This window comes from Pseudomonas sp. FG13 (assembly GCF_057809755.1).
Genome location: NZ_JBMDKO010000036.1, coordinates 1 through 13,066, shown reverse-complemented (window position 1 = coordinate 13,066; position 13,066 = coordinate 1). Strand labels below are relative to the sequence as shown.

Annotated in this window: 8 protein-coding genes; 4 read left to right on the top strand and 4 right to left on the bottom strand. The window is 61.4% G+C overall.

The genetic code is table 11. From position 1 onward, the window contains the following. Window positions 1–256: 256 nt before the first annotated feature. From ACODTO_RS22455 to ACODTO_RS22440, 4 genes are all read right to left on the bottom strand, one after another. Window positions 257–1,678, bottom strand: a complete 1,422-nt coding sequence (locus ACODTO_RS22455; RefSeq protein WP_041023237.1) for an efflux transporter outer membrane subunit — start codon at window positions 1,676–1,678, stop codon at window positions 257–259. A gap of 11 nt (window positions 1,679–1,689) precedes the next feature. Continuing rightward, on the bottom strand, window positions 1,690–4,869 hold the full coding sequence (locus ACODTO_RS22450; RefSeq protein ID WP_139645532.1) for an efflux RND transporter permease subunit: 3,180 nt from the start codon (window positions 4,867–4,869) through the stop codon (window positions 1,690–1,692). 15 nt (window positions 4,870–4,884) lie between these two features. Beyond that, window positions 4,885–6,138, bottom strand: coding sequence for a multidrug efflux RND transporter periplasmic adaptor subunit MexE (gene mexE / locus ACODTO_RS22445; protein ID WP_047703215.1), 1,254 nt, complete (start codon window positions 6,136–6,138; stop codon window positions 4,885–4,887). A 127-nt stretch (window positions 6,139–6,265) separates the two neighbouring features. Next, on the bottom strand, window positions 6,266–7,030 hold the full coding sequence (locus ACODTO_RS22440) for a substrate-binding periplasmic protein (protein ID WP_257225641.1): 765 nt from the start codon (window positions 7,028–7,030) through the stop codon (window positions 6,266–6,268). A 400-nt stretch (window positions 7,031–7,430) separates the two neighbouring features. Between ACODTO_RS22440 and ACODTO_RS22435 the strand changes: the two genes are divergently transcribed. The 4 genes from ACODTO_RS22435 to ACODTO_RS22420 all read left to right on the top strand — a co-directional run. Then, window positions 7,431–9,146 carry a type I secretion system permease/ATPase gene (locus ACODTO_RS22435; protein WP_489107065.1) on the top strand — a complete coding sequence of 572 codons (1,716 nt, stop codon included), beginning with the start codon at window positions 7,431–7,433 and terminating at the stop codon, window positions 9,144–9,146. Window positions 9,147–9,165: 19 nt separating this feature from the next. Next, on the top strand, window positions 9,166–10,485 hold the full coding sequence (locus ACODTO_RS22430; RefSeq protein ID WP_489107064.1) for an HlyD family type I secretion periplasmic adaptor subunit: 1,320 nt from the start codon (window positions 9,166–9,168) through the stop codon (window positions 10,483–10,485). A 1-nt stretch (window position 10,486) separates the two neighbouring features. Further along, window positions 10,487–11,800: a TolC family outer membrane protein gene (locus tag ACODTO_RS22425; protein WP_489107063.1), complete on the top strand. Its 1,314-nt coding sequence runs from the start codon at window positions 10,487–10,489 to the stop codon at window positions 11,798–11,800. A gap of 118 nt (window positions 11,801–11,918) precedes the next feature. Then, the coding region (locus ACODTO_RS22420; RefSeq protein ID WP_489107062.1) for a M10 family metallopeptidase at window positions 11,919–13,066 on the top strand (1,148 nt) is incomplete at its 3' end.

The window sequence follows — 13,066 nt, the reverse complement described above, 5'->3', positions numbered from 1 at the left end:
TGTCGCAAGCTTCGGTCAGGTGGGGGGCTGAGTCAAACCTTGTGATAGGTATCAGCAAAACCCTTGTGGGAGCGAGCCTGCTCGCGATGGCGGTGTGTCAGTCAACATGGGTGCTGGCTGACAGAGAGCTATCGCGAGCAGGCTCGCTCCCACAGAGGCACTGCGGGTGAGATAAAAAAAGCCCCGCGTCCAGGGTGGAGCGGGGCAAGGACTTGGTTGATTGCGGTCAACCAAAGGGGCTCTGTGCAAAGGTCGATCAGTTACTGGCGACGGTTTCCGGCTGCCAGCCACCGCCCAGGGCCTTGTAGATCGCGACGATGCCGCGGTACAGGTCAACTTCAGCCTGGGCCTGGGTGTCTTCGGCGGCGAGGCGCTCGCGCTGGGCGTCGAGCAGCACGAGGAAGTCCACGGTACCTTCGCGGTAGCGGATTTCGGCCAGGTCGGCAGCGGCGCGGCTGGATTCGCTCTGGCGGATCAGCGAGATCAGCCGTTGCTGGCGTTTGCCGTAATCGCTGAAGGCGTTCTCCGACTCTTCCAGTGCCAGCAACACCTGCTGTTCGTAAGTTGCCAGGGCGCCATCGGCCTCGGCGTTGGCGCCGCGCAGGCGAGCCCGCACGCTGCCCAGGTCAAAGGCTGCCCAGGTAATGCTCGGGCCCAGCGCCCAGGCGTTGGCCGCCGACGAGCCGATCTGCGAACCACGCCCTGCGGTGAAACCAAGGAAGCCGCTGAGGCTGACCCGTGGAAACAGGTCGGCCTTGGCCACGCCAATGCGTGCGGTGGCCGCGGCCAACTGACGTTCGGCGCTGAGAATATCCGGCCGACGTTGCAGCAACTGCCCCGGGTCGCCGATCGGCAAGGCCTTGGCAATGGCCGGCAGGTCCTTGGGACTCAGGTCCACGCTCAGTTTGTCCGGACGTTCACCCAGCAGGGTGGCGATGCGGTTGCGCTGACGCACCTGCTCGGCCTGCAACTGCGGCACGCTGGCTTCTACGGAGGCCAGGCGGGCGTCGGCACGGACCACATCCAACTGATCGCCTACGCCGGCATCGCGCAGGCTTTCGGTGATCTTGCGCGACGCCTGTTGGTTCTGGAGGTTCGCCAGGGCGATTTTTTCCCGCAGTTGGGCGCCGCGCAGTTGACCGTAGGCATCCACCAGCTCGGCGATCATGGTCACCTGCAGTTGGTAGAGATCGGCCTCGGCCGCCTGCTGGTCGGCGTCGGTGGCTTCCAGGTTGCGCTGGATGCGCCCGAACAGATCCACTTCCCAGGCCATGTCCAGGCCCAGGTCGTAGCGCTCGGTATTGACCCGGTCGGTGGTCTGTCCCGGAATCTGGCCTTTGCCCAGGTTGCTGCTGGCGCGACTGGTGATGGTCGGCATGGCGTCATTGCTGGCGTCGTCGCGAATGGCTCGCGCCGCCCGCAGACGGGCGAAGGCGACGCGTAACTCGCGGTTGCCTTCCAGGGAACGGGTCACCAACGCATTGAGGGTCGGGTCATCGAACTGCTGCCACCAGACGCCTTCGAAACGGGCCCGGTCGAAGTTCTTCTGGCCGGCGGCGCCGTCGGTGGCGGTGGTGATATTCGCCGCCTCGGTTTGCGGTGCCTTGTAGTCCGGCCCCACGGCGCAGGCGCCCAGGGCCAGGACCAGCAAGCTCGGCACGAACACTTTCAAGCTCATTGTTGCCAAGCTCATTGTTGCGTCTCCAGTTTCAAAGCCCGGGCCGACTTGCGGGCCTCGCTGCGCTCGACGAAGTTACGGATCAGTACATAGAACACAGGGGTGAGCAGCAGACCGAAGAAGGTCACGCCCAGCATCCCCGAGAACACCGCGACACCCATGGCGTGGCGCATTTCCGCACCGGCACCGCTGGAGAACACCAGGGGCACCACGCCCATGATGAAGGCCACGGAGGTCATCAGGATTGGCCGCAGACGCAGGCGGCAGGCTTCCAGGACCGCTGCCAATGGGTTCATGCCCTCGAGCTGTTTATCCTTGGCGAACTCGACGATCAGAATCGCGTTCTTGCAGGCAAGCCCCACCAGTACGATCAGGCCGATCTGAGTAAAGATGTTGTTGTCGCCACCGGACAGGATTACCCCGGTAATGGCGGACAGCAGGGTCATCGGTACGATCAGGATCACTGCCAGCGGCAGGCTCCAGCTTTCGTACTGTGCCGCGAGTACCAGGAACGCCAGCAGTACGCAGAGCGGGAACACGAACAGCGCGGTGTTGCCCGACAGGATCTGCTGGTACGTCAGGTCGGTCCACTCGTAGGTCATGCCGTTGGGCAATTCGTCCTTGAGCAGTTTCTCGATGGCTTTCTCGGCCTGGCCGGAGCTGTAGCCCGGTGCGGCGGCACCGTTGATTTCAGCGGTAATGAAACCGTTGTAGTGCATCACGCGGTCTGGTCCCGAGGAGTCGCTGACCTTGATGAAGGTCGCCAGCGGGATCATCTCGCCACGGTTGTTGCGCACCTTGAGCTGGCCGATCTGGTCCGATTCGAGGCGGAATTGCTGCTCGGCCTGGACGTTGACCTGGTAGGTACGGCCGAAGCGGTTGAAGTCGTTGGCATACAGCGAACCCAGGTAGATCTGCAGGGTGTCGAAGATGTCGCTGACGGCCACGCCGTGGGTCTTGGCTTTTTCCCGGTCGATGGCGGCATCGACCTGGGGCACGTTCACGGTGTAGCTGGTGAACAGCCCGGCCAGTTCCGGCACGCTGCGGCTCTTGGTGATGATGTTCATGGTTTCCTTGTACAGCTCGTCGTAGCCCAGGTTGCCCCGGTCTTCGATCTGCAGGCGGAAACCACCGATTGTGCCCAGGCCCTGTACGGGCGGCGGCGGGAAGATCGCCATGTAGGCTTCCTGGATGCCCGCGAACTGGCCGTTCAAGGCGCCGGCGATGGCGCCGGCCGACTGGCTCGGGTCCTTGCGTTCATCAAACGGCTTGAGGGTCACGAACACGATGCCGGCGTTCGGACTGTTGGTGAAGCCGTTGATCGACAGTCCAGGGAACGCCACCGCGCTCTGGACGCCCGGTTGCTTGAGCGCCAGGTCGGACATGCGCTTGATCACGTCTTCGGTACGGTCCAGGCTCGCGGCATCCGGCAGTTGGGCGAAGGCCACCAGGTATTGCTTGTCCTGGCCGGGCACGAAGCCGGTCGGGGTGTTGGAGAAGCCGAAGAACGTCAACACCATCAGGCCTGCATAGACGAAGAGGGCGATGCCGCTGCTGCGGATCACGCGGCCTACGGCGCCCACGTAGCTGTGGCTGGCGCGGTCGAAGAAGCGGTTGAACGGACGGAACAGCCAGCTGCCCAGCAATGCATCGAGGAACTTGGAGAAACGGTCCTTGGGTGCGTCATGGCTCTTGAGCAGTACCGCGGCCAGGGCCGGCGACAGTGTCAGGGAGTTGAACGCCGAGATCACGGTGGAAATGGCAATGGTCAGGGCGAACTGCTTATAGAACTGCCCGGTCAAGCCGCTGATGAATGCTGCCGGAATGAAGACCGCGCAGAGCACCAGTGCAGTGGCGATGATCGGGCCGGTCACTTCGCCCATGGCACGCTTGGTCGCTTCCACCGGGGTGAGGCCCAGGCCGATGTTCCGTTCGACGTTTTCCACCACGACGATGGCGTCGTCCACCACGATACCGATGGCCAATACCAACCCGAAGAGCGAAAGCGCGTTCAACGAGAAGCCGAACAGGTGCATCACGGCGAACGTACCGATCAACGATACCGGCACGGCCACCAGCGGGATGATCGAGGCACGCCAGGTCTGCAGGAACAGGATCACCACCAGCACCACGAGGATCAGCGCTTCGAACAGGGTGTGGACCACCGCCTCGATGGAGCCGCGCACGAAGATCGTCGGGTCATAGACGATGCTGTAGTCCATTCCCGCCGGGAAGTTCTTCTTCAGTTCGTCCATCTTGGCATGGACGTCGTTGGAGATCTGGATGGCGTTGGAACCTGGACGCTGGAAGATCGGGATCGCCACCGCCGGCTGGTTGTCGAGCAACGAGCGCAGGGCGTACTGGCTGGAGCCCAGCTCCACGCGGGCAATGTCTTTCAGGCGGGTGATTTCACCGTTGGCGCCGGAACGGATGATGATGTTCTCGAACTCTTCCTCATTCACCAGGCGACCCTGGGTATTGATCGAGAGCTGGAACGCCTGGGCATTCGGCGCCGGTGGCGCACCCAGGGCACCAGCCGCGACCTGACGGTTCTGCTCGCGAATGGCGGTGACCACGTCGGTGGCGGTCAGGTTGCGCGAAGCAGTCTTGTTCGGATCCAGCCAGACCCGCAGGGAGTAATCGCCCATACCGAACAGTTGCACATCACCCACGCCACCCAGGCGCGCCAGCTCATCCTTGATGTTGAGCAGGGCGTAGTTGGACAGGTAGAGCATGTCGTAGCGTTTGTCCGGCGAGGTCAAGTGCACGACCATGGTCAGGTCGGGCGACGCCTTGTCCACCGTGATGCCGATCCGGGTCACTTCTTCCGGGAGCTTGGGCTCGGTCCGGGTGACGCGGTTCTGCACCTGTACCTGGGCGTTGTCCAGGTCGGTGCCCAGGGCAAAGGTGATGGTCAGGGTGATCTTGCCGTCAGCGGTGGATTGCGAGGACATGTACAGCATGTTCTCGATGCCGGTGATGGCCTGTTCCAGGGGCGCGGCCACGGTTTCACCGATGACCTTGGGGTTGGCGCCCGGGAAGTTGGCCCGCACGACCACCGTAGGCGGAACGACTTCGGGGTATTCGCTGATCGGCAACTGGAACAGCGAGATGGCGCCGGCGATCAGGATCAGCAGCGAAAGCACCGCTGCGAAGATCGGCCGCGAAATGAAGAACTGGGAAAATTTCATCTTGAGTTCAGTTCCTTAACCGCGTGGGGTCGCAGCGGCCAGTTTTCCCGCCGCTGTGGACGTCGCCTTGGACGGCGCGACCTGGGGCAGGTTGCTGGCTTCGAGCGCTTTGCGTTGTTGAGCCAGGGCGGCGAGGGTTTGTTCGCTGGCCATCGGTACGACTTCAGGCGTGACCGGTGCCCCTGGGCGAGCCCGTTGCAGCCCCTTGACGATGATGGTGTCGTCCTTGCTCAGGCCGCTACGCACGATGCGCAGGCCTTCGATCTTCGGTCCAAGCTCAACGGGGCGATATGCAGGCTTGTTGTCGGCGTCCATCACCAGCACGAATTTCTTGCCCAGGTCGGTGCCCACGGCTTCATCGTTGATCAGCACGGCGGAGTAGGTGCCGCTGCCCACCAGCTTCAGCCGGGCGTACAGGCCGGGGGTGTAGGCCCCGTCCTTGTTGTCGAATACGGCGCGGCCGCGGATGGTGCCGGTCTGCGGGTTGACCTGGTTGTCGATGAAGTTCATCTGGCCCTGATGCGGGTTGCCGTCCTCGTTGGACAGGCCCATGTAGACCGGCGTGGCCTGGCCGCGCTGGCCCTGGCGGGCGAGTTGGGTGTATTTGAGGAAGACACGCTCGTCGGCGTCGAAGTAGGCGTAGACCTTGTCGGTGGAAACCACACTGGTGAGCGCGGTGACGTCGGCGGTCACCAGGTTGCCGGCGGTGATTTCCGCGCGGCTGACGCGACCATTGATGGGCGACGTGACGCGGGTGAAGCTCAGGTTCAGTTTGGCCAGGTCCAGTTGTGCCTGGATCGCCGCGGCGGCGGCACGGGCTTCCTGGGCGGCGCTGGTACGCGAATCCGCCAGTTCGGCGGAAATGGCATTGCTCTGGCGCAGGCGTTCGCCACGCTGGGCTTCGTTCTCGCTGCGGGTGGCCGTGGCGCGGGCCTGGGCCAGTTGGGCTTCGAGACGGCGCACTTCAGCCTGGAAGGGGCGAGGGTCGATCTGGAACAGCAGGTCGCCTTTCTTGACCAGCGCACCTTCGGTGAAGGCGACTTCGTCGATCTGCCCGGAAACCCGTGGACGAATTTCGACGGTTTCCGGTGCTTCGAGGCGTCCGGTGAACTCATCCCATTCGTTGACTGGCTGTTCCAGTACCTTGGCCACACTGACTTTGGCGGCCGGCATGGACGCTGCCGTGTCAGGTGTCTTGCCACAGGCGCTTATCACCAGCACCGCCAACAGTGCGAGGGGAAAACGTAGTTTTGAAAGTGAATGGTCCATGGATAGCATCCGCCAAGTGTATTGAGATGGGCGGATAATGCGTGGCGGGATGCGAGGGAACGAATCGAATGAAGCAAAGGTAACTATCATTCGGAATGATATAAGCGCAGCCCACCCTCATCGTCGGTCATTGCGACAGATAACGGTCATGCACGCGGTCGATGGTACCGTCCTTGCGCAGCATTTCAACGGCCTCGCGCAAATCCTCCACCATCTTGGGAGAACACAGCTTCGAACAGGCCAGGTAGAGGTCGGCATGGCTGTTGACCGGGCTCATGAGCAGTTTGCGCTTGGACACCTTCGGCCAGATGTAACGGCTTTCCGGAACGCCGTTGAACCAGGCATCGATGCGCCCCATCAGGAGCATCTGGGCGGGGTTGTCGCCAATGGTCAGCGGATAGATCTGATCATCCCTGAATCCCTGGACGCGCAGGATCTCTTCCTGGGCACTGCCCAGGCCGACGCCGATCTTCTGAAAGGTATCCTTGGCTTCGGCAAAATTGCGCACTTGTCGGTCGAGGCTGAAGAAAGCCCGCTCCATCGGCATGATGGGGGCGATCCAGGTGAAGTGGTCTTCACGGCTGGGGATGCGTGACAGCGGCGTGATCAAGTGATCTCGCTCCTCGCTGACATGTTTTTGCGCCCTGGCCCAGGGCAATACATGGATTTTCATCGCGTATCCCGCCTTGGCCATGGCTTGCACGGCGATATCCCCGACGATGCCATAACCCCTGGGGTCGTTGACGAATGTCAGCGGGGGAGCGTCCAGGATGTGCAGTTCAATCGGCCTGGGCTCTCCGTGGGCGGTGTGAACGAGCAGCAGCGACAGCAACAGGCAAAGCCGGGAAAGCGCTTCGGGGCGAACATTCAACACGCGTGTGATCCGGCTCATGATCGATACTTCAGGCATTGAAAAAAGGGGGCGGCATTCTACGTGTGACTGGCCTCGTGAAACAGCGTCCTGCAGGTTCTCCGATCGTTCGATGCGGCGTTTGCGAAGGTGAATCCGTCATGATCGTTTCGTTCGGACATTCTGCTGCTGTTGCCTTGATCTTATTGGTTGTCCTGAAGGTATAGATCATCTGGCCAGCGAAGGCCTTGCGTTCTTGGCGGATTATCTGCGCGGATTACAGTCGCCCTCCCTTCAGAACCAGGCGCCGCTGTCGATACAACGCAGGCAGCTCAAACCGCGCGGGCGCTTCAGAGGTATCTGCCAACACTCCTCAGGGCGCTCATGCGCCAGCGTTTATCCGATTTTTGCGGGTCGGCCCAACGACCTCAGGTAATGAACCATGTCAGCCCACCCCAGGACCGAGCTGGAAAGTGCCCTTGCCCTCTGCAAGGGCAGTTTTCTTTCCGTTGGTTTTTTCAGTTTCTTCGTCAATTTGCTGATGCTGGTTCCATCGTTCTACATGCTGCAGGTGTATGACCGCGCGGTAGGCAGCGCCAGCCTGTCCACACTGTTGATGCTGACCCTGATCATGTTGCTGTTGATGACTACGATGGGCGGCCTGGAGTGGGTGCGCTCGCGGATCATGGTGCGAGTCAGTACGCGCCTGGAGTCGTTGCTGGGCCGGCGTCTGTTCGACGCCAGTTTCAGACAGGCGCTCAATACCTGTGGCATGAGCGCGTCGGCCCAGCCGTTGAGCGATCTGAGCGCCTTGCGTCAGTTCCTGACCGGTAACGGCCTGTTTGCTTTTTTCGACGCGCCCTGGATTCCGATCTACCTGGGCGTCATGTTCATGTTCCATCCCTGGTACGGTTGGATGGGGGTATTGAGCGCGTTGTTGCTGGGGGCGTTGGCCTTCGTCAACGAAAAACTCACGCGCTCACCGTTGCAGGCCGCCAACCGCGAGCAGATGGCGGCTACCGCCTTCATAAACAAGAGCTTGCGCAATGCCGAAGTGGTCGAATCCATGGGCATGCTGGCAAGCCTGCGTGAGCATTGGAGCCGACGGGTTCATGAGGTCCTGGTCCTGCAAAGCCTGGCCAGTGATCGCGGTGCGACCGTTGCGGCGGTATCCAGGACGTTCCGCCAGATCGTCCAGTCCCTGGTGCTGGGCCTGGGGGCTTATTTGACCATCACCCACCAGATTTCGCCGGGGCTGATGATTGCCGGCTCCATTTTGCTGGGACGCGCCTTGGCCCCCATCGACCAACTGATTGGCGTGTGGAAAGGCTTTCTCGGCGCGCGCTCGCAATATGCCCGGCTCCACGAATTGCTGGTCAAGGTAGCCGCAGAGCCCGAACGCATGCCGTTGCCAGCGCCGGCGGGGGCGATTCGTGTCGAGGGGTTGTCGGTCGTAGCCCCCGACGCGCGCAAGCCGATCATTCGCGGCCTGGATTTCCGGGTGGCCGCGGGGGAAGTGGTCGGGATCATTGGCCCCAGCGGGGCCGGGAAGTCAACGCTGGCACGGGCGCTGCTGGGGATCTGGCCAAGCCAGGCCGGCACCGTGCGCCTGGACGATGCGGACATCAGCCAATGGCGTCGCGATGAACTGGGTCAGTACATCGGTTATCTGCCCCAGGACATCGAACTGTTCGAGGGCACCATCAGCCAGAATATCTCGCGCTTCGGCCCGACCAACGCGTCTGCGGTGGTCGCCGCCGCACGCATGGCCGGCGTTCATGAACTGGTGCTGCAATTGCCCGAGGGCTACGACACCGTGATCGGTGCCAATGGTGGCGGGTTGTCCGGCGGCCAGCGTCAACGTGTCGGCCTGGCCCGTGCCTTGTACGGCGAACCGCGCCTGGTGGTACTCGACGAACCCAACTCCAACCTGGATGACGCCGGCGAAAAAATGCTCGCCGAGGCCCTGCGCAAACTCAGGCAGAGTCGGGCCACGGTATTTGTCATTACCCATCGCTCCGGGGTGCTGGCCCAGGTGGACAAACTGCTGGTACTCAATCAGGGCGAACTGAGTCTGTTCGGCCCACGGGACAAGGTCCTGGCCCGATTGCAGGGCGTTGCGTCCGCAGTTCCCCCGGCCACCGTGATTCAATCGTAAGCAGCGGATAAAACCTTTCATGCAGAACAGTCAGCTTTCATCCGCCCACGTGCCCGCGCTGCCGATCGATGATGTACCGGCACGGCGCATCGGTTACCTCATGTTGTTGGTGACTTTCGGCCTGTTCGGCGGCTGGGCCAGCCTGGCGCCACTTGACAGTGCTGCACTGGCGCCGGGTGTGGTCACGGTCAAAAGCTACCGCAAGACCGTACAGCATCTTGAAGGCGGCATCGTGCGCGAACTGCGCGTTCATGACGGCGACCGGGTGAACGGCGGCGATGTGTTGCTGGTGCTTGACAACACCCAGGCACGCTCGGAAATGGAAGCCATGCGCAGCCAGTTGATCGCCGCGCTCGAGTTGCAGGCCCGACTGGAGGCTGAGCGGGACGCACTGCCCGAACCGGTAGCGGTGCCGACCCTGGACCCGGCTGATCCGCGAGTGCGTGAGGCTCGCGACAGCGAAGCACGGATCTTCCAGGCTCGACGCAATTCGTTGCAGGGTGAAGTCGGCCTGCAGGAAAAGACCATCGGACAAATCGAAGAACAGATTCGCGGGTTCAAGACCATCATCGCCAGCAAGCAGATGCTGGCGGCCTCCTACCAGGACGAGATTGTCGATTTGCGAGCGCTGCTTGCCGAAGGCTACGTGGACAAGCAGCGCCTGCGCGAGCAGGAGCGCAGTCTCTCTCGCCTGCAGACTGAAATAGCCGAGAGTCAGTCCCAGATCGCCCAGGCGCGGGTCAATATCGACGAGGCGACACTGAAGATTCTCCAACTGAAAAAGACCTTCGCCAGCGAAGTCGCCGGTCTGTTGGGGGATGCCCGAACCAAAGTGTACGAACTGCGCGAACGGCTGGCGACACTGCAGGATCGTGACCAGCGCACCGACATCCTCGCCCCCGAGTCGGGAATGGTGATGGGCATGACCGTCCACACCTTGGGGGCAGTGGTCAGTCCAGGCACGGCGCTGCTCGATATCGTTCCGGCCAACGAAGAGCTGATCGTCGAAGCCCAGGTTTCGCCAATGGATATCGATCGCATCGCAGTGGGCAAGTTGGCGAACATTCGTTTCAGTGCGTTCAAGAACAGGGCTACGCCGGTCGTCGAAGGACAACTGGTGCAAGTATCTGCTGATCGCCTGGTCAACAAGGATACCGGCACGCCGTATTACCTGGCCCGGGTGGCCATGACTGACAAGGGACGTCAGGCGTTGGGCGGCCTGACTCTGGTGCCGGGCATGCCGGTCGAAGTGCTGATCAACACCGGTGAGCGGACGCTGTTGCAGTATCTGATGCAACCAGCGAGCAATGCCTTTGCCCGTTCGTTGATCGAGGACTGACATGAAGTCTCTGATCGCGATATGCCTGCTCGTCATGCCGCTTGGCGCGGTTGCCGACGATTCTTACATAGACCTGTGGCAGCTCCATCAGGAGGCGCAGGGTGCCGATCCGCGTATTCTGCGGGCGCAAGCCCGGATCCACAGCGGGGAGGGCAACGAGCGTGCGGCCCTTGGCCAACTGCTGCCACAGCTCAACGCCAGCGGCAGCGTCAATCGCGGTCGGCGTGACGATGACCTGAGCCGTATCCAGTACAACGGCAAGCGCATGGCCGTGGCGCTCAGCCAGGTGATCTACGACCCGCAGGTCTGGCGCAGTTACCAGAAGTATGTAGAACTGGCCCGACAGAGCGAATACGAATCCAACGACACCCAGGTACAGTCCAGCATCGACCTGTCCGAGCGCTACTTCGCCGTGCTCGCGGCGGAGGATGAGCTGTCCCTGGTGCGCAGCGAGCTGGATGCGACCGAGCGCAACCTCAAGCGCGTCAATGCGTTGTATGCGCGGCAGATGGCGATGGTGACCGATACCCTTGACCTCGAGGCGCGAGTGGATGCGCTCAAGGCGGATGAGATCGAAGCCGGCAACAAGGTCCAGGTCAGTCGGGAAGCCATTTCCGAATTGGTGGGGCGCGATGTCCAGGAGCCTTTCAAGCGCATCGGCGACAATCCGGCTTTCAGTCTGCCGGCGCAGACCCCGGACTATTGGGTGCAGACAGCACTCGAGAGCAACCCGGCGCTGCACGCCCGCGAGCACAGTATCCGTGCCGCCGAGGCGGCTATCGGTGAGGCCAGGGCCGGCCATCTGCCCCGTCTGGGCCTGAACCTGACGGCACAACGCAGCGATATCGGTTATGAGGGGGCGGTGACGCCGCGCTCGGATAACCTGGTCGCATCCCTTGATTTGCAGGTGCCGCTCTACAGCGGTGGATCCACCAGTGCTCGGGTATCGACGTCCGAAAGCGATAAGGAAGCCGCCCAGCAAGAGCTGGAGGCTTTGCGGCGCCAGGTGATCAAGGAGACACGCACCGCCTATCTCGGGATGTCGGCCGAACTCAGCCGGATCAAGGCCACGCGCCATGCGCTGGAGTCCGCTGAAAAGTCACGGATGGCCACGGAGAAGGCCTTCGGATATGGCGTCAAGAATGCCGTGGACGTACTGGACAGCATCAAGGAAGAGTTTCGCGCACGGCGTGACTTCTATCAGTCCCAGTATCGGTTCGTAACCAGCTTGCTGGTCCTGCAGCGCTGGAGCGGAAGGTTGGGGGATGGGGATATTCGCAAGGCCAATGACTGGCTTGTTGCGCCAAAAAAATAGCGTCAGAATTGATAGGGTGGTGGCAATGTGATATCAATGTCGCCATTTTCCAACACTATGATCACTTGTAGCGGCCGCATCCTAGGAAGGGCCGCAGATCTGCACACAGGAAGTTCGTATGCCAAGTCCCGCTGGTTTTACATTTGCTCTGCCGGCAAGTTTGACCGGAAATGCCCAAGTCGACAGCCTGATCTACGGCACTTACTGGATGGATACCAACGGCACGTTCTCCACGGCCTTGACATACAGTTTCATGACCACCGATTCATATTTCGCCCGCTCCTATAGCAACGTAAATGAATACACGTCTGGCTACGTCCTGTCTTCAGCGCAACAAAGCGCCATTGTCAGCGCCCTGGGCAAATGGAGTTCAGTGGCCGATATCAAGTTCACCCAGGTGAGCGAGTCTTCCACCAACGTCGGCGACTTGCGATTCGGTGGTTATGGGGACATGGACGACGGCACCGCCGCCTGGGGTTATTTCCCCGGCCTGAGCGCCAGCGCCGGTGACGTCTGGATCGGGCCGGCGACGAGCGACCCAAGCCCCGTTCAGGGCAGTTACGATTATCTGACTTTCGTGCATGAAATTGGCCACGCGCTGGGTCTCAAGCATCCGTTCACCCCAGGTCCTAGCAACCCCACGGTGCTTGCTGCCCAGTACGATGATGTCCGTTATACGGTCATGAGTTACCACAACTCGTACTCTTATGAGCCGACCACCCCCATGCTGCTGGATATTGCCGCCATCCAGAGTCTTTATGGTGCCAATACCCTTTGGCAGACCGGTAACAACACCTATAGCTGGGCGGTTGACCAGTCGGTATTCGAGACCATCTGGGACGCCGGTGGCAATGACACGATCGATGCCAGTAATCAGCTGTCGGCAGTGCGCATCAATCTGAATGAGGGGCAGTTCAGCAAGATCGGCCAGGCATTCCTGAACACAGACACCAATACCGCCTTTAATGAAGGGCTGGCGATAGCCTATGGCGCCAAGATCGAAAACGCTGTGGGCTCGGCCAATGACGATACCCTGATAGGTAATGCACTGGGTAACGTTCTGAATGGTCTTGCCGGTAAAGACACCCTGATCGGCGGCGCCGGCAACGACACCTATGTGGTCGACAACGTCGGTGACGTGATCAGCGAAGACAGCACCCTGGCCGGCGAGATCGACATGGTGCGCTCTTCGGTGAGCTGGGGGCTGGGCACCAACCTGGAAAACCTCACGCTGATCGGAAATGACAACATCAACGGCCTCGGTAA